Below are 21,402 nucleotides of genomic sequence, written 5' to 3' on the forward strand. Positions count from 1 at the left end.
GGGTCCCACCATGTCGGAGCCAGCCCTCGCCGTCTCGGCGCTCACCGTGTTCCCGGTGAAGTCGTTCGCAGGGACCCCGATGACGTCGATGGAGCTCGAGATCGCGGGCCCGCGTGGCGACCGCCGGTGGATGGTGGTCGACGAGCACGGCTCGACGCTCACCGCTCGCAGCCACCCGCGCATGCTCGCCGCCCGGGCCACGTCGTACGACGGCGGGGTCCGCATGTGGGCCGACGACCTGCCGACGCTCGACGTGGACGAGCCGTCCGGGCCGCCGGACCTCCCCGTGCAGCTCCGGCGGCTCGACACCGCGACCCGTGCGGGCGACGAGGCCGACGCGTGGGTCTCGGAGCTTCTCGGGCAGCGCGCGAGGCTCGTCTGGCTCGACGACCCGGCCCGCCGGGGGATGTCGGAGAAGCACGGCGGGACGCTCGCGGACCCGCTCGCCCTGACCGACACCGGACCGGTGCACGTGGCGACCACGGCCTCGCTGCGCCGCCTCGACACGTGGGCTGCCGAGCTGCACGACGAACGGGTCGCCCGCGCGCTGGAGAAGGGCGAACCGGCACCCCCTGCGCGTCAGGCGCTCGACATGCGGCGGTTCCGTCCGAACCTCGTGGTCGACGGTGACCTCGAGCCGTTCGTCGAGGACGGCTGGGCCACCCTGGTCGTCGGGGACGCCGAGCTGAGGTTCGCCGACCACTGCGGGCGGTGCGTCCTGACGACGATCGACCCCGACACGCAGGTCAAGGGCAAGGAGCCCCTCGCCTCGTTGGCGCGGCACCGGCGTCGTGACGGCGAGGTCTGGTTCGGCATCCAGATGGTCCCGGTCCGCGCCGGCCGTGTCGCCGTCGGTGACCGCGTCGAGGCGTCGGCCCGGTAGCGTGCGGCACGTGAGCGCACCGGTTCTCAGGGACGTCGTCCGGCTTCTCGAGCGCCGCTACCCGCCGTCGACGGCGGAGTCGTGGGACGCGGTCGGTCTCGTCACCGGCGACCCGGAGCAGCCCGTCGGCCGGGTGCTGTTCGCGGTCGACCCCGTGGCGGCGGTCATCGACGAGGCGATCGCGTGGGGCGCGGACCTCGTCGTGACGCACCACCCGCTCCTGCTGCGGCCGGTCCACTCGATCGCCGGCACCACGTTCAAGGGAGCGTTGCTGCACAGGCTGGTCCGCTCCGGCGTCGCCCTGTACACCGCGCACACCAATGCCGACGCCGCGACCGGCGGTGTGTGCGACGCGCTCGCGGACGCCGTGGGCCTCCTCGGGACGACGCCGCTGGAGGCCGCACCCACCGAGGCGCTCGACAAGCACGTGGTGTTCGTCCCGGTGGGCGACGCCGAACGGGTCGTCGACGCGCTGGCCGCCGCGGGCGCCGGCGCGATCGGGGAGTACACCCGGTGCGCGTGGACGTCGACCGGCGAGGGGACGTTCACGCCGTCGGAGAATGCGTCGCCGACGATCGGCTCTGCGGGTCAGGCGTCGCGCGTCGTCGAGGCACGCGTCGAGATGGTCGCCCCTCGTCGGCTGCGGTCGCAGGTCGTGGCTGCGATGCGCTCGGCCCATCCCTATGAGGAGCCGGCGTTCGATGTGCTCGAGCTTGCGGCCTGGCCCGGGTCCACAGGCTCCGGACGCGTGGGCGTGCTGCCCGAGCCGACGACCCTGAGCAGCTTCGCCTCCGCCGTCGCCGCTGCCCTTCCTGCCACCGCCCAGGGCGTCCGGTTCGCGGGCGATCCCGACGGCCGGGTCGAGCGCGTCGCCGTCGTCGGGGGTTCCGGCGACTCGTTCTTCGACGCGGTCCGCGCGAGCGGCGTGGACGCGTACGTGACCGCGGACCTGCGCCACCACCCGGTCTCGGAGCTACGGGAGCGGGCCGAGCACGACGGCTCGTCCACCCCGTACCTCGTCGACGTCGCGCACTTCGCGTCCGAGTGGCCGTGGCTCGCGTACGCCGCGCGTGACCTCGGGCAGGACGTCGGTGCGGCGGGGACTACGGTGGTGACCCGCGTCAGCACGGTGAGCACGGACCCGTGGACGGGTCGCGTCGCGAGCCCGGAACCGCCGCAAGCCCTTGTTCCCACAGCACCGCCGGAAGGACACCCGTGACGACTGCACCCGCAGCGGACCAGCGCCGACTGCTCGACGTCCAGGCTCTCGACACCCGCCTGGACCAGATCGCCCACAAGAAGCGCACGCTGCCGGAGCTCGCGCGGCTGACCGAGCTGGCCTCGCAGGTCACGGACCTGCACACCGCCCTCGTGACGTCGCAGACGGCGGTCAGTGACCTCCAGCGGGAGCTGCGCAAGGCGGAGGCGGACGTCGAGCAGGTGCGGGTTCGCGCCGCGCGCGACCAGGCTCGGCTGGATTCCGGCACGGGCAGCCCCAAGGACCTCCAGGCACTGCAGAGCGAGCTGGGCACCCTCGGTCGTCGGCAGGCCGAGCTCGAAGAGGTCGAGCTCGACGTCATGGAGCGGCTCGAGGCCCACGAGAAAGCGCTCGCCGAGGTCACGACCGCGCACGAGTCGCTCGCGGAGAAGCGCGCCGGTGTGGAGGCGGAGCGCGACGCCGCATACGCCGCGCTCGACGCCGAGGCGGAGACGGTCCGTGCCGAGCGTGCGGCGGCCGCCGAGGGGCTGGACGCGGCACTGGTGACCCTGTACGAGCGGCTGCGCGCTCAGTTGGGTGGCAAGGGCGCCGGTGCCCTGCGCGGTCGCCGGTGCGAGAGCTGCCGGCTCGAGCTGAACCCGCTCGACGTCGAGGCGATCGTCAAGTCCCCCGAGGACCAGGTGGCGCGGTGCGAGGAGTGCGGTCGCATCCTCGTGCGTCTCCCGGAGCCCGCGAAGGGCTGACCTGCGGGTCGCGCGTCCGGCGACGGAGCGACAGACTGCCTGTCGTGAGCGACGCAGCTGTTCCGTTGGAGCCCAAAGCCGCCGACCCTGCCGGTTCGCCGCCGACGCGGGCACCTCGACCCTCCGGGGCGGGTGTCCGCTTCGACGAGGAGCAGCCGGTCACCGTGGTCCTCGTCCGGCACGGCCAGACGACGATGACCGTCTCGCGCGGGTACTCCGGTTCCGGCGAGCCCGGGCCGCCCCTCGACGAGACCGGTCTGCGGCAGGCGCGCGACGCCGCCGACCTGGTCGACCGCGTCGGACGGGACCTGTGGGGCGACATCCCGTACCCGAGCGAGATCATCGCCTCGCCCATGGTCCGCACGCAGCAGACCGGCGCGGTCATCGCCGAGAAGCTCGGGCTGCCCGTCCGGACGGATGCCACGTTCCAGGAGGCGAACTTCGGGGAGTGGCAAGGGCTCACCGCCGAGCAGATCGAGGAGCGATGGCCCGGTCAGCTCGAGCCGTGGCACACCAAGGCCGACCTGCGGCCGCCGGGCGGAGAGTCGATCGAGGACGTCGGCCGCCGGCTGCAGCGAGGCCTCGACGGGTTGCTGGCCCAGGGCGTCGACCGGACGGTCGTCGTCGTGAGCCACGCCGTCTCGATCCGCGCGGCGCTCGGAGTCACCATGGGCGCGCAGCCGTCGTCCTGGAGCCAGCTGCGGGTCGCGCCCGCCTCGGTGAGCATCGTGCGCCTCTTCGCGGACCGTCGCGACGAGATCGCCGTGGTCGGTGTGCCGAGCGAGGGCTGGTCGGGCTGAGCCCTCAGGCCACGACGAGCTCGAGCGTGCGGGCACCGCGGGTCGTCGGGCCGAGCTCGACGGCGAGGAGCGCCGAGCCGACGAGCTCCGCGGCGACGCGGGTCAGCGACGCAGCGTCCTGCGGCGCGCGGCCACGACGCGTCAGCAGGTGGCGGGTGAGCACCCCGCGCGTGTGCTTGGCGTTGTGCGAGACGACGGACCGCACCCCGTCCGCCTCACGCAGGACTCGTACCTGCACCCAGTCGGCCGACCGCGGCGGGTGCCACGCCGCGAGGTAGGTCGCGGACCGGCAGTCGACCACGAGCTCACCGTCGGCCCGAGCGTCGAGCTCCACCCCGAGAGCGCCACGCCACGCACCCGCCAGAGGACCGATGCCCGGCAGGTCGGTGCCCATGGAGAGGCGATAGGCCGGGATGCGGTCGTCAGGTGCGACGAGCCCCCACAGGCCGGACACGATCCGGACGCTGTCCGCGGCGCGCGCCCGCCCCGTCGGGGTGAGCTGGTCCAGGCCGGCCGCCGCGTAGAGCACGCCGGAGTACACGTGTTTCGCCGCGCGGGTCGGGAGGGTGCGCAGGTGCACGTTGCGCGCCACCTCGGCGTCGAGACTCGCGCCGACGCCGAGCACCTTCATGGCATCGGCCGACGCGCTGACCTCGATCAACGCGTCCAGAACCTTCTCCCTCATGGGGTTGAGGCCGGGCGAGGAGAGGCTGTCGAGGTCGAGCTGGGGGCCGCGGGCGCGCGGCGGCGTCTTGCCCTCGGAGGGCGGCAGGAGCACGAGCACGCCTGAACTGTAGGCTCCCGCGCGACGGTGCCGCGCGAGGAGGACCCAGATGGCGCACGTGAAGATCTACGGCCGACGCGACGTCTGGCAGGACCGCCGAGGGTCCGTGTCCGACGCCGTGCACCGTGCGATCGTCGGCACGTGGGGCCTGCCCGAGGACAAGCGGTTCCACCGCTTCCTGCTCCTCGACGGCGACGACCTGGTGGCACCCCGCAGCAAGGACTACCTGGTCGTCGAGATCCTCTGCTTCACCGGCCGCTCGCGCGAGGCCCGGCGTGCGCTCATCGCCGCGTTCTACGACGACGTCGCCCCCACCCTCGGGCTCAGTGCAGACGACCTCGAGATCATCATCATCGAGAGCCCGCCGGAGAACTGGGGGATCCGCGGCGTCTCCGGCGACGAGCTGTCCCTGACCTACCGCGTCGACGTCTGACCGTCGTTCGGCGCCCCGGCGGCGACGACTATGCTGGCGCTCGCGGATGAGTCAGTCAGGCGGCCGCGTCGAGCCCTCGGGCTCGCCGAGGAACGTCCGGGCTCCGCAGAGCAGGGTGGTGGGTAACACCCACCCGGGGTGACCCGCGGGAAAGTGCCACAGAGAACAGACCGCCCGACCGGTCCGCCGGTCGGGTAAGGGTGAAACGGTGGTGTAAGAGACCACCAGCGTGCCGGGTGACCGGTGCGGCTCGGTAAACCCCACCCGGAGCAAGGTCAGACAGGGAGCGTTCGAGGGCTGCTCGCCCGAGCTCCCGGGTAGGCCGCTGGAGGCGTGCGGCAACGTACGTCGTAGAGGGATGGCCGCCACTCGCGCAGTGCGGGCAACCGCGCGCGAGGACAGAACCCGGCGTATCGACTGACTCATCCGCATTTAGGCCGCTGACGTGCAGGGATACCCTCAGCCGTTGGCCACAGTCCGCACAGAGTCCGCAGGATTCTGGCCGAGGACCTCGTCGACGGCCTCCCTGGTGCGGTCATCGGAGTCGCTCCAGAGGTGGGAGTAGGTGTCCAGGGTCTCGACCGCGGACTTGTGTCCGAGGCGCGCCTGGACGACCTTGACGGACTCCCCGTGCCGGATCAGCAGGCTCGCGTAGTAGTGCCGGAGGTCATGGAACGTCACGTCCTCGAGCCCCGCCTTCACGAGCGCCCTCTGCCAGGTGGTCCACATGCTCGTGCGCCGCATCGGCGTTCCGAGCCGGTTCGTGAACACCAGGCCTTCGCGGCCCTGCACTGGAAAGGCGGCGAGGTGCGCGGCGAGCTCGTCGATGACCACCGTGGGCAGCGGCACCGTCCGGTAGGACGCATCGGTCTTCGGTGGCCCGAAGTACGGCGGCTTCCCGGCGATCTGCAGGAGTTGTCGGTCTACGACGACCTGGCGGCGCAGGAAGTCGATGTGCCCGAGCGAGAGGCCGAGAACCTCTCCGAGCCTTAGGCCGGTACCTGCGGCGAGCATGACGGCTGCGCGCCACTCCCTCGGCACCGAGTCCGCGAGCGCGATGACAGCCGAGGTCTCGATCGGCACCACCTTGGCCTTCCGCGGCTTCGGCACCGACACCGAAGCGCAAGGGGAGACCGCAATGCGGCGGTCCGCGACCGCGGCCTTGAAGATCGCCGAGACGTGACGGTAGATCACGGAGACAGTGCTGGGCGCGAGCGTCTCCGACATACGCCTCACGAGAGCCTTCAGATCCGATGGCAGTACAGAGTTGATCGGTCGATCCCCGATCGCGGGATAGACGTGCTTGCGCAACGCGCGCTCGACCGTGTCCGCAGTGGATCTGCGGTGTGCGGCCACGGCCCGCCACTGCTCTGCGTACTCCCTAAAGTTCACCTTTCCTGCACCCGGGTCGACGTACATGCCGGTGACGACGGACGTCGTGACCTCGTCAAGCCACCGCTGCGCGTCGAGCTTGCGGGTGAAGTGCTGTGCGTGTTCTCGGCCGTCGACGTCGCGGTACCGCGCACGCCACGCGCCATCAGGTCGCTTCTTGATACTGGACATGAGTGGACCTCTCCCGTCGGTGGCATGCGGGGCCTAGGTGGTTCTAGGAGCTCCAGCCGACGACGGGCAGTTCGTCCTCGCCGGTGAGCTGTCGGAGCGGTATCTCGAGCGCCTCGCAGAGCACGAGCGCTTCCCTGAGCTTGATCGCTCGCTCCCCGGCCTCGACCTTGGCCAGCGTGGTCTGGTGCCAGTTCAGCTTGAAGCTCTGGTTGACGAACGCGACCAGGAGCTCCTGGGAGATCCCTCGATCCGTCCGGGCCAGGCGAAGTTCTCGTGCGAACACCGGCTCGAGCTGCTCGAGCCACCGCCTGCGGCGTGGGTCGTGCACCGTCGTCTCAAAGCGATCCCAGTCTGATCTCATACCTCATCCAACCTCTGATCGGTTGACAGGGCAAGATCGGTGCCGGACCCTGAGGGCTCATGTCCAACCGATGAGAGGTTGAAAGATGGAGCCAGAAGCGCTCGGGGATCTCATGACGACGGGTGAGGTCGCCGCCATGCTGCGCACGAGCGAGAACACCCTGCGGTGGTGGCGCTACAACGGCCGGGGACCCACGAGCTTCCTGGTCGGCCGTCACGTGCGCTACCTGCGCGCCGACGTCGAACGGTGGGTGAGGGATCAGCGAGATGCCTGCTAGGCGCGACGCCCGGGGATCGTTTCAGCAGGGCTCGGACGGGTAGGTGCGCGCTGATCGCAGCGTTGCGCGCATCCTCAGTCGAGAGAATTACGTCGGAGAATTGGACGCAGGCAATGGACGTCCACGCTGGCGGGGTCTGGACGACGCGATCGACGCCGACGTGCCGTTCTTCGTCTTCGTCCACGACGTGTTCGTGGTTGCAGACTTCGATCAGAGTGACGGCGACCTCCGTGCCCGCACTCTGCATCGGGAGGCGCTACTGGCTGGCTTCGTCCCGGTGATGTGTGCGAGCCGTTCTGGAGCCGACGACACCGGCCGAAGGCATGTGCTGATCCGGGCGGAGAATGACGAGGATCGTCGATTTTGGGCGATGCGAGCGAAAGAACTCGGTGCGGACGTCAAACTGACCATTCGTCCGCCGTACGCCCGGCATCGAGACAGGGGCCACCGCTCGCTGCCGATCTATCCTTCGTCACGGCACGCGGTCATCGACCGGCTCACGAATCCCATCCGTCGCACGATGCCGCCGTCAACGCGGGCTGACATCTTCGAGTTGGTGGGGGTTCGAGGCTCGCAATCGGACATCATCCGTGGCTTCGCGAACTACGCCGCCAGTGGCGGGTGGACAGTCGACGAGGCGCTGCTCGTCCTTCATGACGAGCGCCTGGCAATCGGAAGGACCTACGCCGAGGCCGTCGAGAATCGCCATCACCCCGAAGACGACTGGTTCCGGAGACACGTCTGGCCGACAGCTCACTTCACCGTTCGGCGGTTGCGCGCAGCAGCGCCGTGCGTGCTTCCGAAGGCATCGACCCGGCCCACCGACGGCAGCGTCTACGAGGCGTTCCTGCAGTTGGCAGAGGACATCGGTTCGCTCGTGGTCGACATGTCTGTACGCGAGCTGCAGATACGCGCCGAGGTCGGCTCACCCCGCACGGTGATCGACAGCCTCCGGCGGCTCGTCAGTGCCGGGTTGCTCGATGTCGTCGGCGACGGCGTCGAGATCGGCCACGCACGGACCTACCGGCTCGTCGTTCGTCAGGACCTCGGCCCAGAGGAGCACTATCGCGAACAAGCGCTCTACCTGCCGATGCTCGCGTTCCGGAACACCTCGGGCTTCGGTGCGGGCGTGGGCCTTACGTACCGCGCCATCGCCGTCAGCGCAGACGGGTTGACTGCTGCGGAGGCCGGGCTCGTGTCGGGGTTCTCACGCCGCACCGTACTCAAGCATCTTGGGAAGCTCGTCGAGTTGGGCTTGCTGGTCGCGGTCGACGGTTTCTGGCGAACGACGGACGTTAGCGTCGCGGACGTGACGCCGAAGTCTGCGATGGACGCCCGCGACGCCGCGGCGCAGCGGCACCAGTCGCAGCGGGAGCTATACCGGCAGGTCATCGCGGAGCGCCGTGGTACGCAGGATCCGTGACGTCCGAAGGTGCACGACCTGAAGCACACATATGGGGGGTGTGTTGTGTGCTTCAGTTTGCGTCGATGTTGGGACGCCGATCTTCGGGTGCCGTGCGCCCGTGCTGAGCTGACCGAGATGCCCTTGATGGTCCTCGTCGTCTTCATCGAGTGCACCTTGGGGTAACGACTGAATCCACGCGCGCGGCGCTCGGTCACGTTCCCTGTTGGTCATCACCCGGGCTACGGGCGGCGAGCGGCTGCCTCCGGCTCGGTCCCGCGAGGGGCGCGTGCGGCTCGCAGCCGTGCAGCCAGGTCTATCAGAGACCCGCTGTAGGGCGAGGCATCCGGCGGTTGGGCTGCGCCGCCCTGCCGTGCAACCGAGCCGTTCGTGGCGTCGGCCCTCGCAGCCTCGGGGCCCGTGCCCGACGAAACGACCGGGCTGATCGGCGTCGGGCCTCCAGCCGTGGCTCGGGTCTCGCCTCGCAGCAGGCGGTGCATGGAGGACGCGCTGATCCCGTGCATCCGAGCCAGGGCGTCGAGGGTGTACTTGCCAGTGGCATTCCGCTTGCGGGCTTGGCGGACTTCCACATCGGTCATCGAGTTCGGGTTGCGCCGGGCGGACGTGACTGCAGGGGGGCCTTCGGCGGCCTTGGGCTCCTCGACCGCACAGACCCCCCAGCGCATCGGACCGTCAATGGCGACTCGCGCGTGTCGACGGAGCACGTCGTGCATCTCGGCGAGGCTCATCCCGTACTTCAGGGCAAGCGCGCGTTGCAAGGCGTAGTCGTCGTCGAGTTTCCGGGGGGTCGCCACGACATAAGTCTCGACGATTGGCGTCGCCCCCCATTGAGACCAAAGTCCTGTTGGTGGTGTTTAGCTAATCTCGGTCAGAAACTGAGTGTGGTTCACGCCGAGGTCTCATGGGCGTCGCCGCTGCGGCTCCCGCTGACGCCAGACCGACCCCGCGACGGGGATCGCCGCCACATGCTGCTCGCTGATTTTTACACGCACGCTCCGCCACGATGCGCGACGGGTCGTTGTCAGGTGCAGGGGCGAAGGTCGGCGACGTCCTCGACCCAGCCAATGCGCCACCGTGGGTCGGAGTCGATCGTCTTGATGGTGTACCGCTTGGTCCAGATGCCGCACTCGCCCCCGTTCGCGGGGTCTCCGAGGCGTTCGATCTCGACGTCGGCGATGTACGCGCCGTCCTCGCGCGTCTGCACGGAAACGACCCTCACCGCCTGCCAGTAGATCGACGTCATCGACGCCCCCCACTTGTCCTGGGAGCCGAGGTACTCCTGCATCTTCGGCGTGAAGTCGCTGAATGCCACTCCGTAGTCCCCGGCGTTGATCGCCGTGCCGTGCACACGCAGGAGATCGGCGACGGTTGAGGCTCCGGGATCGCTCGTAGCAACCCGGACGTCCAGCACGAACGAGCTCATCGGCGGTTGGGTGCCGAGGTCCCGGGCACTTGAGCATGCCGGGAAGGTGGTCGTCGTGCTGGATCCCTTCCACCCCGCGACCTGATTCGCAATAGCGTTCGCGGGCACGGCAAAGCCGGTGACGTTCGCGTCGTCCTTCCCAGCGGACACCATGCCCACGACGGATTCGTCGAGCGTGATCAGAGGGCCACCGCTGCTTCCGTGGTTGAGTCCCGCGTCCGTCTGGATCATGTCGTTCCGTGTAAACGACTCTGTGGTGACCGGCTGGTCGAGGCCACTCACCCGGCCTTGGGTAGCCACGACGGTTGTCGCATCCAAGGGATACCCGAGACCGGTGACCTCGTCACCCTTGTGCACCGGTGTCGTAGACAGCCTGAATACATGCCCCGTCAGTGGCGCATCGGTCTGGATGAGCGCGAGGTCACCGGCGCGGTCGAAACCGATCACGTGCGCCTGAGTCGAGGTGCCACCCAGTTCGACGACGACGTCCTGGGAGCCGTCGACGACGTGTGCAGCTGTCAGCAATTGGGTCGGGCTGAGCAGGAACGCTGTCCCGGTGCCACCCCCGTCGCAGGTGGTCGACGTGACCAGAGCGACGCCCGTCTCCGTCGCCGCGATGGTGTCGGTCCAGGTCGCGGCTCTCGCTGTCGCGGTCTCTGCGGTCGTTGTCTCTACTGCCGGGGTCTCGGCTTGGGAGGTGCCGGAGCCGACGTTCACCGTGCAGCTCGCCAGAACGAGCACGCCAACGGCCGCGACCCCGGGCAGCAGGAGCATCCTCGCCGTGCGTGGTCGCCGTTCCGACGGGCCGCGGCGGGCGCGGGCGAGATCGGCTCGCTCAGGCGCAGCGGCGCGCGTCCTGTCATTGGGCATGCAATGAGTCTTCACGACCGCCGCACCGAAACTGGGTGACCAAGGTCCTGTACGTCCACGCGCTGGGTCATGTTTCGGAGGGACCATGGCACCACGCCGAAGATCGCCACCAGAACCGCTGGTCGACGCCGGTAGTTCAGCGCGGTCCCCGCGTCCCACGGGGTCTCTTGATTTGCGCGCATCGTCTTAGCGGAAGCTGCCCGTCTGAGCGTCTAATTCCGCGGCGTCGCGGATGGCAGCCTGTGCCCGATCGGCCGCTTCGGCTACCCGCAGCTCTGCTCGCCCAATGCGGTCTCGATCTCCGGATTTCTGTGCCAGAGATAGCTCGGCGGTTGCGTTTTCTCGATCTCGAACAGCCTTGATCGCATCAGACCGAGCCCGAATGACCTCAGCCTTAGATGGCCCGGTCCGGCTCTCCCACACCTTGATGTAGGGCTTGCCGTCTTCATTCCAGCCGATCAGAGGCGACGGGCGGTGGCGGAACGTCCCTAGGTCGCGCATCGCCCACCCTGCCTCGGCGAACTCGGTGACGAGGGTTTGCAGCTCGTCGCGGCTCAGCGACACCCTGTCGCTCGGAACGGCTGATCCGTCGTCCGGGCGCTCCTCGCCGACGCCCGGCGCGACGGGCTCGACCACGTCGAGCGCGACCTCGGCTTCCGTCTTCGCCTTCGCCTCCTCGAACTTGGCCGATGCGGGACCCGCCCCGACCTCCTTCAGGTGGCTGATGCGCTCAGCGATTGGTTCGCGGAACACCAGAAACGCGACGACTATGACGACCGGCCACACGATGGCAGCGAGGAAGTCGAGGAGCATCTGCGTCCAGTCCATGGCCGGACCGTACCGGTGTCCGGCGTTCACGGACTGGGCAACGCACGGACGGCCCGTCAGACTGCCGCGAGGTCCGCCAGCAGGGACGGGCGGAGCGACTCGAACGCGTACATGTCCTCCGACTTCGGGTACCGGCCAATCGGCAGCGTCAGGTCGGTCCCGTCCGAGTAGTGCAGGGCGAGCTGGTAGGAGCCCGGCCAGGTGTTCCAGCTGACGTTGTCGGACAGCAGGTTCGTCGTGCTCTCCGTCGACTCGATGCCCGTCAGGGTCCGGCGAGGGATGGCCCGGACGGTCACGACGGCACTGTTCGAGCGTGCGTCGGCGACGTGGGCGATGACGAGTGCCGAAGCGGAGAACGCGACGATGATTGCGGACCGCTGCCCGTTCTCGTCGTCGTCCTCGTCCCCGCGGCACGTCAGGTAGGGCAGCTCGTCGAAGCCAGTCAGGGTGAGCATGCGCGAGATGGTAGAACCGAGCCATCCCGGAGCCCGTCCCCAGAACGGCTCGAACAGTCCCTGGCTCTGGAACGCGTCGTTGATGCGCTTGGCCGCTGCGCGCGCGGTGTCCGTCTCGGTGTCCGTCATGGTCGGCAACGTAGCGGCGACCGCCGACACCGGCTGTGCGTGTCGCGCCGACCGACGTCGACGCACCCGGGATCATCGGGTCCATGACCGGAGCGGCTGAATCATCATCGACGGGATGGAGACGAGGGTCGGTTGTCACCCCCATCGACCAACTTGCCGAGCACCTGCTCGCCGTCGGATCCCACCACGCGCGGATCGCTGTCCGGGATGCCGGGGTGGGCGACGGCCTCGTGCAGCTCGACGCTGCGATCCACGCTGGTGGTGCCATCGAGATGGTGGCGAAGGCGGCAATCGCGGAGTTCGAACCGCTCCTGCTCAGTAGCGGTTCTATTAACAAGGGGGAGTTGCTCGACGCACTGGCAGCACTGAAGGACGTAGGCATCCGCGCGACGAGGATGTTGCGGACCATCGATGCATCGGTCGCGGTCGACATGGTGGGACGGATCCATCCGTCGTGCGCGGTTCAGGCGAAGGCAGCATCCCAGGTGCTCGATGTCCGTAACGCGGCCGTCCACATGGGCACGGTCGACCCTGGACACCTTGCAGCTGCGGTGGGGGCGATGGCTGCGTACATCAACGCGATCCTTGATGCGCAGAGCCTCGACCCTGAACTGTTCTGGCAGGAGGAGGCCAGCGAGGCTCGGAGGTTGCAGGAGGCCCGCTCTCGACGGCTGAAGCGCATCGCGGAGTACCGCATCGGCATCGCGAAGCAGGTATTCGACCTCAAGGTCGAGACCTGGGGCGAAGAACACCGAGAGGGGTACATCCAGGGCCTTGAGAGGGTACGACCCACGTTCGACGAAACGCTCGACGTCGATTGTCCGGCCTGCGGCCGGTCGGCCGTACTGGGCTGGACTGCGGATATCGAGGTGGAGCGGGACTCGGACGGCGACTACTACGCGGCGGTCGGCGGGATGGATTTCGAAGGTCTGCGCTGTCCAGTGTGCGACCTGTCGCTCGACGCCGATGAGGCACAGGCGACAGGATTCGACGGCACCTGGGTGCCGTCACCCCCCGAGGTGGACTTTTACCCGGACTGGCTCGACGAGGTCATAGACCAGACGGACACCGAGGCCGAGAGCTAGTCCGTGTCCGTGGGGTTGACCAGCGTCGTCGGTCGATTCCGATGACGCCAGGCGACGTCGCGCTCTAGATGGGGTCGCCCCGGCTACCCTCCGACGATGGGGATCGCGCGGACGCTCGGAACGTCACCGGTCGTCGCCGTCGGCCAGTCACCACCGTCGGGTGACGCCTCCAGGCACTCGGACGACGTGACGCATGGCGGAGTGTCGCGGGACGGCCCTGGTATCGGCTGGTCGACAACCGGCCACCGGGCGCAATCCGAGAGACGACGTCCGCGCAGGTGCCGCGTGGAAAAGGCACGCACCTCTGCTGGGATGCTCGCGCGGGCCAGGGATGCAGCATGACCGAAACCCAAGGCATCGACGGAGTACGCCCGGACGACGCCCGGTGGCGCGTCATAGCCGGGATTCTCACGGCCGGTACAGGCACCGGTGGCACCGTGGAGATCCTCGTCGAGGATGGTGCCCTGTTGGACGCAGGGGCTCTGGACCTGCCTTGGCCCACCGGGGTCTCGGTCCACGTTGCCGGGCATGAGGGCGCGTCCGCCTCGGAGATTCTCCAAAACTGTGTGGAGCTCGGTCTTCCCGTCGTGATCGCCACACGGTGGGAAGGGAAGACGGGGCCGGTCGCAGCCCAGCGCCGTGAGTGGGTGGCCGGAGTCGAGCCATCGGGAGGCCCGATGTCAATGCTGCTACCCGCCGCCGCGCTTTCCAGTGAGGTATATGCAAAGTTCCGCTCGAAATTAATGTCCAGATGGGCGGTTACGCGCGTCGCAGAATGGAGCGGCCTGCCCGGGATCCACCCATCCTTCGAAATCGCCCTCGTCACGCTCGAGCGCCGAGCAGACTACCCCGGCCCGACCCGATTCTTCCAGGTGCCTCATGGTCCTCTGGGCGACGACGTCCTGGCTGACTTCGCGAACCTGACGCGCAGAGACGGCGGTCGCTCCGCCCACGGATTCGTGGTTCGGCGCGTCCTCGAAAGAAATGAGTCTTGGAGCGTCGCGGCACATGATCCAGCTGTGGCCGATCATGCTCGATCTCTCGATAGTTATGGATCCGCCGAATCCCTGTCCGATGTCTTCGAGGTACTTCGGGGGACCTGGAGGTCGGGCACAGAAGGGAGCGCGGTGCGATCAGTGGTCGCAGCGCGCGGGATCGGTCGCGATGGTCGTGTCGAGACCGCGCGGTCGCGTGGAACGGTGGTGGGCAACGATTTAGAGCTTCGTGTTGGCGATCTCGTCCTGAGAGCTGTTGTGCATCGAGAAGCGCCGCTCGTCGTCGGCGAGATCCACCCGATCCATCTGCCCGCCATCGCTAGTGCGCACGTGATCGTGCTTCGGGCCAAGGATGAGCTGGTTCGTGGGGACCTGGGCTTTCTCGCTGCCTACCTTCGCTCAGCGGCAGCCAGACGTCACCTATCAGCGTTGGCGGCCGGTTCGTCGATGCTGAAACTGGACGCACTGCGGCGGTTGCCCCTGCCGATACCCGACGCCGCGTTGCGTGCCGCAGTGCGCGACATCGAGACCGCGGAGTCGAGTTTTGCGCTCTGGAAGCAGTCAGCAGACCTCGTCCTGCGTGAGGCCTTCGACGGGCCGACGCCGCAGGCCAGCCGCGCGCACATAATCGACTCAAGCAGGATATTGAGGCAGCGGCTTGATGCAGCCGGGCTTCTCGATGACCCGGCACAGATCTACGCGACCCGCTACCCCCAACCGATTGCCGTCCGATGGTCCATCGCGCAGAACGAGTGGACCCGTGGCCACGGCGAGGCGTATATCCGCGCGGCGCTCGACTGCTACGAAACGCTCCTGGCGTATGCGGCCAACGTCGCACTGGCCTTGGCGCGGTTCCGGGGGTTGGAGCTCAGTGCGGCTAGTGACTTACGCCGAAAGATTCGACGTGGGCAGGGACCGACCATCGGAACGTGGCGCGCAATCCTGCAAGAGGTCGGCGGTCGCAGGGAACTTCGAACCCCCGAAGGGGCCAGCAGCACCATGGGCAGACTTGGAGCGCTTCTCGCCGAGAGCAGCGACGCGGCAGCGGCGTCACGCTTGCTGTCGGACACGAGGAACGACCTCGCACACCAGCGGACGATCCTTGAACCGCAAGAAGTCGCCGAGCGGATCTCTGATGCCCTTGGACTCTTGATGGCGCGCGCGGACTTCCTCATGGACCTTGCAGCCGTCCACGTTCGTCACACCGTTTGGGACGACCTGACAAGGACTGCAACGCTCGAAGTCCAGCACCTCGTAGGAGACCGCGTCGTGATGCCTGACGCCACCATGCAAGGAGATGCGCCCACGATCGAAGAGGGCAGCCTTTACGTCACCGATCTGGAGAGCCAGTTCCATCTCCTGAGGCCGTTCGTACAGCGACGACAATGCCCCGAGTGCCACAACTTGTCGACGTTCCACATCGACCGGATCGTCGGTGACAAGGTGTCGCTCCGCAGTCTTCAGGACGGGCATCAGATGATCACTGACGACACGGCCGCGTTCGAAGCAGTCGGGCTGCTGTGATGCCGGGTGTGTTGAGTTCTACGGGAACTCAGCACGCCACCGTTGAGCCTGGCCGTCCGTGCACGTGCCGGAGCTGGCAAGGCACCGGCCGAGGTAGGACCTAGGTACCGGGTGACCCGTGGAAACGCCGCCGACACTGGTGCGATGACGGATCACACACCGCGCGGACGCGCGCACGAGCCGATGACGGGCACCGGCATGGCGACCACCGTCACGACCCGGCGACGCCGGTGGGTCTTGCCCACGGGGGTAGCCGCAGCGGGTGCCCTGGTGCTGGCTCTCGCCGGGTGCCAGTCCGCAGCCGGTCCCCAGGACGGCCCGAGCGCGCCACCGAGCGCTTCGCCCACGGTGACCGCGAGCCCGACCCCGACGCCCACCACATCGGCGACGGACCTGAGCGATCCGACCTCGGAAGCCTGCGTCTATGCCCGTGGCGTACTCGTCGGGATGATCCAGGAGCAGTGGCAGCCCGTCGTCGACCTCTTCACCGGACCGGAGGACCTCAGGTTCCAGCAGCTCGAAGCGTCCGTCGTCGGCGTGTTCAGCCTCGAGGTGCTCCAGGCGGCTGAGCTGCCGGAGGTAGCCGGGACCTGGCAGTGTCTGGGTGCCGAAGGGGCTATCTACGACGCCGCAGTGGACGACCTGATCGACGCGAACCTCAAGGACTACTACCTCGAGGACTACTTCCCCCCGGTGCAGAGGGCTGTGGACGCCCTCGTCGCCTCTGCCGAGACGACCACCACGGCTGCCCCAAGCCCCGCCTCGCAGCCAGAAGGGCTCCGCGAGACGTTTGACGCGATGCTGGCGGCGATGGCCGCCGACGGCGAGCCTGGCCTGGTCTCGTTCCTCGCGAACCCCTCGGACGGAGATCTGTGGGGCATCGCGAGCTGGGCCTGGACCAACCCGCAGTGCCAGGACGACGCTGCCCCGGCTGAAGGCGCTGAGGGCTCCTGCTCGGCGACGTTCACCAAGGACGGCGCACCGCTCGAGAACATCTTCACGTTCACGATGAGCGATGGGACGTGGCGGCTCACAGACAGCTGGGTCTGGGACGAGAACGGCTAACCCCAGAGATCAATGTGCTCCATCGTCGAAAGGCCGGGCATGGGTAAGAACCCACCGCAGAGCGTACGGACAGTCACCGCCGCTGACCGGGCTGCCTTGCTGGTTGCTGTCGGCGGGGACGTCGAGCAGTACCTGACGGACTTGGACGGCGCAGGGCTGACCGTGGAGATGATCCAGCGGGACATTCGGGTCAGGTCGAACAGGACGGTTGACCTGCCCCTAGAACGGGTGGCGCTGCTTGTGGAGGTCGCCAAGGACAGGTGCGTGTTCACGACAGCCGAACACATCCACGAGGACGGCGTAGTCGTGTCCGGGCGGCTCGGGATGCCCGTCAAGGAGTTCATTGCACAGTTTCCTACCGGGACACCCCAGGGCACGATCGTCAAGGCGGTCCTGGCGGCCCTGACCGAACCCCTGCCGTTCCGCGAGGGACGCCTTGAACGGCTCGTCAAGGTAACGCTGCATCCAAACGCGAAGGTCGGTGCCTGGCCGTTGCCGACGGTGCCCGGTGTGGGAGCAACTCCGATGTTCTCGCCCGTGCGTCAACCGATGTCGACGCCCGTCAAGGTCAAGCAGTTCAGCGGCGAAGGCACCGCGACCGTCGGCAAGACGAGGGTGACGGCACCCAGGAAGGCTTCCACGGTGAGACGGAGGACCGTGCCCTCGCCTGGGCCGAAGAAGAAGAAGAGTCCGATGCGTCGGCTCGAAGAGGAGCTCGACGCGGTGCTGGGGTCGTCGTCAGGCGCGTTCGCGATCAAGCACGCAAAGATCGCGAAATCCAAAGGTGCTGTCAGCAACCGTGACCTGTTCGACCCGACAGCCGCGATGCTTCGCGCTCGAGGAGCTCGGACTGACCTGACAGGTGAGGACATCATGACGATCGCCCGGGCGCATGGTTGGCAGACGGACAAGGAACGCGAACGTCAACGTCAAAAAGAGCGTCAGCGGGCTCGGCACCCATTCAGTTCCAGCAACGCCCGCAGCGAACCGCGCGGGTTCTGGGGTGACATCCGGCACCAGACGAACGTGCGGTCCGTCGGCGGTGGGCTACCTACCCTCGGCAAGCGACGGTGAAAGGGCGACGACCGTCAGGTCAGCGTCGCCTGCCGTGCAGCGCGGGGTGCATGCCCCACTCACGGGCGGCTGAACGGACCTGAACGCACGAAAGGCGGTCAGGCCCCGACCGCCCGCGCGACGCGGGCGGCCGGGGCCGATGACTCTCACAAAGAACGACCTGGCAGACAACGGCGCGGGACACCTAGGGCGGCCCCGATCACGGTTGAGAACCTCCGTCAGTCAGAGCGTCCCGGAGCCGCTGAAGAGAGGGTCGTGCAGGCGCAGCGCGCGGTTGGATCCCCGTGCCGTCACACGTCGTTGCCGAGCCAGCCGAACGGGTTCGACCGCAGCGCGTGGGCGTAAACGTCCAACGTCGTCGACGCGCGGGCGTGCCCAAGGGCCATCTGCACGCTGACGACATCGGCACCGGCAGCGATGAGGGTCGAGGCGTACAGGTGGCGCAGGTCGTGCAACCGGAGCCGGGCGTCCAGCCCGTGCTGCACCTTGGCCGAGTGCCACTGACGGGTCAGTGTGCCGGGGTGGACCGGTCCTCCGCTGTGGCCCGGGACAACCCAGATCTGTGGGTCGACGTCATGGCCGCGAGATGCCAGAAGCTCGGCCAGGCGCGGGTCCAGGGTGATCGAGCGCTCCGAGCCCGCCTTAGGCGGGACCAGGGCCCACCCGCCCCCAGGCGAGCTCTGTACCTGTTGGCGCACCGTGATCACGCCGGAGGCTGGGTTGACGTCCGACCACCGCAGGCCGCGGGCCTCCCCGAGGCGCAGCCCCGCCCACGCGGCCAGGGCGACGGTGGTGCCCAGCGGGGTGGGGGCCACCGCCACCACCGTCGCGACGGTGATCGGGTCGGGCAGGACGATCTGCACCTGCCGCCGCATCGGTGCAGGTGTGCGTACCCCGATGCATGGGTTGCGCTGGATGACGTCATCCAGGACAGCTCCGGCCAGCACGGTGTTCAATGACTTGAACCTGGTCCGCACCGTGGTGGCAGCCAAGGACGCATCGACCATGGACTTGACCCAGGTCTGCACGTCGGACCGCCGGATCTCGTCCAGCGGGCGGGAGGCGAACCGGCACGAGCGGATCGTCAGGTCCACCGACCGGCGCGTGCTCGGACTCCATATCTGCCGGTCGGAGAACTGCTCGAAGTACTGGTTCAGGGTCGGCAACGTCGTCGCCGTTGCCCCGGTACGGATCCGCTGCGACCTCACCGACAAGGCTCGAGATGAATGTGTTGTACGCACTGGCTATGAATCCTTTCAAGGATGTAAAGGCGCACTCCTCATAGTTGCGTCGAGCGCCTCACGGCAAGCCGCGATTCACCAATTGCGATCTATTTCGGAGCGATTTCGGAGCAATTGCGGAGGGAAAGAGAGCGTGCCTGCTACGGCTTGTCTCGGTGCACCCAGCCGGGCGGTACGGCACCGGCCACGAGCATGTGCAGGAGCACTGCCAGCCGGTAGCCGGGCCGGGCGGACAGGGCCTCCTGCAAGTGCCGGTCCGCCAGAGCACCGTCGCCGGACCACCAGGCGATGAGCCCCAGGAGCGTCCGGCAGGGTGCGGTGCGTTCTGTTGGAAGCGCTCGTGCCAGGGCCGTCAGCACCGTGACGTCGTCGGCGATGCTTGCCGGTGGGCGCACACCGGTTGAGCTGGACAGCACCGGGTCGAGGGCTTGTTCGATCGTTGCGTCGTCAGCACAGCCGTCAGCGACGAGGCGGGCGGTGTCGTGATCCGCGCCGAGGATCATGACGAGGATCGCGTCGCGGTGAGCACCATGCTCGATGCCCAGGGCCAGACGCCCGAGCAGCGGTGGCGGTAGCCGACGACATCCGTGAGCCGCCAGGCGGCGCAACGTGTCGTACACCCGGGCGACGTCGTCGGCCTGCTCCGTCCAGCCGTCGACGACGGCCCGCACGTCGGCGTCTGCCGGGTCCAGGCGTGCGATGTCGACCCGCCGTGGTGCGTCAGAGATGGTCTCGTCGACCACCGTCGTGGACGCTCTGGTGATCGCGTGTGCGTCGAGGAACTGGTCTAGGTCCCGATCCATCGGCCGCAGCTGGGCGAAGGGTCGGGTGCTGAAGTACAGGACGTGGACGGCGGAGGCGTTCGCGACGTGAAATGGCCGTGAGAGGCGGTCGAAGAGGGCGATCCGGATGTCGGTGTCCTCAAGCGAGGACAGGTCCAGACGGGCAATCGTGCCGCCGTAGCTCGTGTCGGCAGCGACGAGGACGAGAGCCAATGACTCCTCGGGTTCGAACCCGAGCTGGTCGATCACGGATCGTACGAGGGCGCTTCTGGTCGTGCTCACGATGGTGCTCATTGGTGTCTCCAGACATGAAGAAAGCCCCGCCGGATACCGGCGGGGCTGGGGGATAAGAAGGGTCAGACGGTCACGCGGGACAGCAGTGGGCTGAGCTCGTTCCACGTCGCCCGGTCGACGGCCTCGAACTGACCAGCGACGGCACGCAACGTGTTCCGTGCGGCCCGATCTGTGCCCCGGACGGGTCGCAGGTGGTGTTCGTAGGTGTTGACCGCCTGGATCACCCCGTAGGCGGTCCCGGCCCACGGCGCGACGCGCGGATCGACCCGGTACAGGTCGTCCAAGGCGGCGCGACGCCGGTCGGTTGTCGTCCTGGCCCGCCCCGCCAGTGGTGCGCCGGTGGTGTCGACGGACGGTGCCCAGCCGTCGAGGAACTGGCCCCACTGGCGGGCTTCGACGTCGATCGCGCACATGGCTCGGATCTCGTCGGCGAAGTCCTCGGCCATCGAGTGGACGACGGCGAGGGCGTCCCGGGCGCTCGCCAATCGCAACGCCGAGCGTCGGGAGTGCTTGACCTTCACCTGCAGACCCGCCTCCGCCAGAGCCAGGCCGCGGGTGTTGTCGCAGACGACGTTCGTCACCGTTCGCTTGTAGGTCGTGGCCAGCGACCCGTCGAAGGTCGTCGTCGCGAGCAGGTTCGGGCGGAACTCCACCCCCTCGGGAGTGCGGATGGACTCCGGGACCGAAACCTCGACCCACGCCACCGCGCCGTCGCGCAGAAGCCCGGCAGAGCTGATCGACAGGTCGTCGTCCAGGATGTTCGCGACCGACCCCAGCAGCCACTCGTCGTATTGGTGCGGGACGTAGGACTCGGTGAACATCCCCATCACCGTCCCGTCGGAGCGGTCCGATCGAGCAACTGCCAGACGATCCGGGACCACAACCCACCGCGCAGGCGAGCCCGTGGCGTTGAGGTGGGTCATCGTGAGCAGGTCCGCCGGTCGTTCGATCGCGACCGGAAGTTGGACTGCCTGCCAGTCGAACAGTCGGCGCTGGACGTCGGCGATCGGGATCGGACCCGAGTAGTGGTTGGGCTCGGTGCCCTGCAGGTCGGCCCGGTAGTGCCAGGCCGTGCCACGGTGACGGGTGTTGCCGATCAGCGTGTAGGTGTTCAGGTCGAGCAAGGATTCTCGTGACATGGGTACTTCCTC

At 68.2% G+C, this 21,402-nt stretch carries 21 protein-coding genes and 1 other RNA gene; 12 read left to right on the forward strand and 10 right to left on the reverse strand.

Annotated features, from left to right (window positions below; all coding sequences use genetic code 11):
* Positions 1-10: 10 nt before the first annotated feature.
* The 4 genes from ASG23_RS15325 to ASG23_RS15340 are packed head-to-tail and all read left to right on the forward strand — an operon-like array spanning position 11 to position 3,645.
* On the forward strand, positions 11-883 hold the full coding sequence (locus ASG23_RS15325; protein WP_056026724.1) for an MOSC domain-containing protein: 873 nt from the start codon (positions 11-13) through the stop codon (positions 881-883).
* Between the two features lie 10 nt (positions 884-893).
* Complete coding sequence (locus ASG23_RS15330; RefSeq protein WP_056028391.1) at positions 894-2,102, forward strand: Nif3-like dinuclear metal center hexameric protein; 1,209 nt, start codon at positions 894-896, stop codon at positions 2,100-2,102.
* Positions 2,099-2,845, forward strand: coding sequence for a zinc ribbon domain-containing protein (locus ASG23_RS15335; RefSeq protein ID WP_056026727.1), 747 nt, complete (start codon positions 2,099-2,101; stop codon positions 2,843-2,845). The genes ASG23_RS15330 and ASG23_RS15335 overlap by 4 nt, the downstream gene beginning before the upstream one ends.
* Positions 2,846-2,889: 44 nt before the next feature.
* The gene (locus ASG23_RS15340) at positions 2,890-3,645 is read left to right on the forward strand and encodes a histidine phosphatase family protein (protein ID WP_056026730.1); all 756 of its coding nucleotides are present in this window, start codon (positions 2,890-2,892) and stop codon (positions 3,643-3,645) included.
* 4 nt (positions 3,646-3,649) lie between these two features.
* Here ASG23_RS15340 and ASG23_RS15345 read toward each other — a convergent pair whose 3' ends face one another.
* A complete protein-coding gene (locus ASG23_RS15345; protein WP_056026733.1) occupies positions 3,650-4,429 on the reverse strand; it encodes a YaaA family protein in 780 nt (259 codons plus the stop codon).
* A 49-nt stretch (positions 4,430-4,478) separates the two neighbouring features.
* Between ASG23_RS15345 and ASG23_RS15350 the strand changes: the two genes are divergently transcribed.
* A complete protein-coding gene (locus ASG23_RS15350; protein ID WP_056026736.1) occupies positions 4,479-4,862 on the forward strand; it encodes a tautomerase family protein in 384 nt (127 codons plus the stop codon).
* A 47-nt stretch (positions 4,863-4,909) separates the two neighbouring features.
* Positions 4,910-5,291, forward strand: an RNA gene (rnpB, locus tag ASG23_RS19230) — RNase P RNA component class A.
* 30 nt (positions 5,292-5,321) lie between these two features.
* Here rnpB and ASG23_RS15355 read toward each other — a convergent pair.
* Both ASG23_RS15355 and ASG23_RS15360 read right to left on the reverse strand, forming a co-directional pair.
* Positions 5,322-6,281, reverse strand: a complete 960-nt coding sequence (locus ASG23_RS15355; protein ID WP_235521147.1) for a tyrosine-type recombinase/integrase — start codon at positions 6,279-6,281, stop codon at positions 5,322-5,324.
* Positions 6,282-6,468: 187 nt separating this feature from the next.
* Positions 6,469-6,753 (reverse strand): helix-turn-helix domain-containing protein, encoded by a 285-nt coding sequence (locus ASG23_RS15360; protein WP_056026742.1) that lies wholly within the window; start codon positions 6,751-6,753, stop codon positions 6,469-6,471.
* A 118-nt stretch (positions 6,754-6,871) separates the two neighbouring features.
* Here ASG23_RS15360 and ASG23_RS19650 point away from each other — a divergent pair, with 118 nt between their 5' ends.
* Positions 6,872-7,063 carry a helix-turn-helix domain-containing protein gene (locus ASG23_RS19650; protein WP_082516270.1) on the forward strand — a complete coding sequence of 64 codons (192 nt, stop codon included), beginning with the start codon at positions 6,872-6,874 and terminating at the stop codon, positions 7,061-7,063.
* A gap of 43 nt (positions 7,064-7,106) precedes the next feature.
* Entirely contained in the window at positions 7,107-8,486 is a 1,380-nt protein-coding gene (locus ASG23_RS15365; RefSeq protein WP_157465698.1) for a hypothetical protein, read from the forward strand.
* Positions 8,487-8,707: 221 nt separating this feature from the next.
* On the opposite strand, the gene ASG23_RS15370 is transcribed toward ASG23_RS15365, so the two are convergent.
* From ASG23_RS15370 to ASG23_RS15385, 4 genes are all read right to left on the reverse strand, one after another.
* Positions 8,708-9,280: a transcriptional regulator gene (locus tag ASG23_RS15370; protein WP_056026748.1), complete on the reverse strand. Its 573-nt coding sequence runs from the start codon at positions 9,278-9,280 to the stop codon at positions 8,708-8,710.
* 227 nt (positions 9,281-9,507) lie between these two features.
* Positions 9,508-10,683: a S1C family serine protease gene (locus ASG23_RS15375; protein WP_056026751.1), complete on the reverse strand. Its 1,176-nt coding sequence runs from the start codon at positions 10,681-10,683 to the stop codon at positions 9,508-9,510.
* A gap of 282 nt (positions 10,684-10,965) precedes the next feature.
* On the reverse strand, positions 10,966-11,607 hold the full coding sequence (locus ASG23_RS15380; protein WP_056026753.1) for a hypothetical protein: 642 nt from the start codon (positions 11,605-11,607) through the stop codon (positions 10,966-10,968).
* Positions 11,608-11,663: 56 nt separating this feature from the next.
* The gene (locus ASG23_RS15385) at positions 11,664-12,191 is read right to left on the reverse strand and encodes a hypothetical protein (protein WP_157465699.1); all 528 of its coding nucleotides are present in this window, start codon (positions 12,189-12,191) and stop codon (positions 11,664-11,666) included.
* Between the two features lie 83 nt (positions 12,192-12,274).
* Between ASG23_RS15385 and ASG23_RS15390 the strand changes: the two genes are divergently transcribed.
* The 4 genes from ASG23_RS15390 to ASG23_RS15410 all read left to right on the forward strand — a co-directional run bounded on the left by ASG23_RS15390 (position 12,275) and on the right by ASG23_RS15410 (position 17,934).
* Entirely contained in the window at positions 12,275-13,276 is a 1,002-nt protein-coding gene (locus ASG23_RS15390; protein WP_157465700.1) for a hypothetical protein, read from the forward strand.
* A gap of 338 nt (positions 13,277-13,614) precedes the next feature.
* Positions 13,615-15,795 (forward strand): hypothetical protein, encoded by a 2,181-nt coding sequence (locus ASG23_RS20005; protein ID WP_157465701.1) that lies wholly within the window; start codon positions 13,615-13,617, stop codon positions 15,793-15,795.
* Between the two features lie 144 nt (positions 15,796-15,939).
* Positions 15,940-16,860, forward strand: coding sequence for a hypothetical protein (locus ASG23_RS15405; RefSeq protein ID WP_157465702.1), 921 nt, complete (start codon positions 15,940-15,942; stop codon positions 16,858-16,860).
* A gap of 39 nt (positions 16,861-16,899) precedes the next feature.
* Complete coding sequence (locus ASG23_RS15410) at positions 16,900-17,934, forward strand: hypothetical protein (protein ID WP_157465703.1); 1,035 nt, start codon at positions 16,900-16,902, stop codon at positions 17,932-17,934.
* A 290-nt stretch (positions 17,935-18,224) separates the two neighbouring features.
* Here the strand turns inward: ASG23_RS15410 and ASG23_RS15415 are convergent, their stop codons facing one another.
* The 3 genes from ASG23_RS15415 to ASG23_RS15425 form a co-directional block, all read right to left on the reverse strand.
* Positions 18,225-19,142: a tyrosine-type recombinase/integrase gene (locus ASG23_RS15415; protein WP_157465704.1), complete on the reverse strand. Its 918-nt coding sequence runs from the start codon at positions 19,140-19,142 to the stop codon at positions 18,225-18,227.
* Between the two features lie 173 nt (positions 19,143-19,315).
* Complete coding sequence (locus ASG23_RS15420) at positions 19,316-20,239, reverse strand: DUF4192 family protein (protein WP_162242700.1); 924 nt, start codon at positions 20,237-20,239, stop codon at positions 19,316-19,318.
* Positions 20,240-20,313: 74 nt separating this feature from the next.
* On the reverse strand, positions 20,314-21,390 hold the full coding sequence (locus ASG23_RS15425) for a DUF932 domain-containing protein (RefSeq protein WP_056026780.1): 1,077 nt from the start codon (positions 21,388-21,390) through the stop codon (positions 20,314-20,316).
* Positions 21,391-21,402 lie beyond the last annotated feature (12 nt).

The organism is Cellulomonas sp. Leaf395, assembly GCF_001424125.1.
In the GTDB taxonomy this organism is placed as follows: Bacteria; Actinomycetota; Actinomycetes; order Actinomycetales; family Cellulomonadaceae; genus Cellulomonas.

Excerpts from the sequence above, each read along its gene's own strand:
- ASG23_RS15325 (WP_056026724.1), top strand. The coding sequence starts at position 11 with ATGTCGGAGCCAGCCCTCGCCGTCTCGGCGCTCACCGTGTTCCCGGTG.
- ASG23_RS15350 (WP_056026736.1), top strand. The coding sequence starts at position 4,479 with ATGGCGCACGTGAAGATCTACGGCCGACGCGACGTCTGGCAGGACCGC.
- ASG23_RS15355 (WP_235521147.1), bottom strand. The coding sequence starts at position 6,281 with ATGTACGTCGACCCGGGTGCAGGAAAGGTGAACTTTAGGGAGTACGCA.
- ASG23_RS19650 (WP_082516270.1), top strand. The coding sequence starts at position 6,872 with ATGGAGCCAGAAGCGCTCGGGGATCTCATGACGACGGGTGAGGTCGCC.
- ASG23_RS15375 (WP_056026751.1), bottom strand. The coding sequence starts at position 10,683 with ATGCTCCTGCTGCCCGGGGTCGCGGCCGTTGGCGTGCTCGTTCTGGCG.
- ASG23_RS15380 (WP_056026753.1), bottom strand. The coding sequence starts at position 11,607 with ATGGACTGGACGCAGATGCTCCTCGACTTCCTCGCTGCCATCGTGTGG.
- ASG23_RS15385 (WP_157465699.1), bottom strand. The coding sequence starts at position 12,191 with ATGACGGACACCGAGACGGACACCGCGCGCGCAGCGGCCAAGCGCATC.
- ASG23_RS15390 (WP_157465700.1), top strand. The coding sequence starts at position 12,275 with ATGACCGGAGCGGCTGAATCATCATCGACGGGATGGAGACGAGGGTCG.
- ASG23_RS20005 (WP_157465701.1), top strand. The coding sequence starts at position 13,615 with ATGACCGAAACCCAAGGCATCGACGGAGTACGCCCGGACGACGCCCGG.
- ASG23_RS15405 (WP_157465702.1), top strand. The coding sequence starts at position 15,940 with ATGACGGATCACACACCGCGCGGACGCGCGCACGAGCCGATGACGGGC.
- ASG23_RS15410 (WP_157465703.1), top strand. The coding sequence starts at position 16,900 with ATGGGTAAGAACCCACCGCAGAGCGTACGGACAGTCACCGCCGCTGAC.
- ASG23_RS15425 (WP_056026780.1), bottom strand. The coding sequence starts at position 21,390 with ATGTCACGAGAATCCTTGCTCGACCTGAACACCTACACGCTGATCGGC.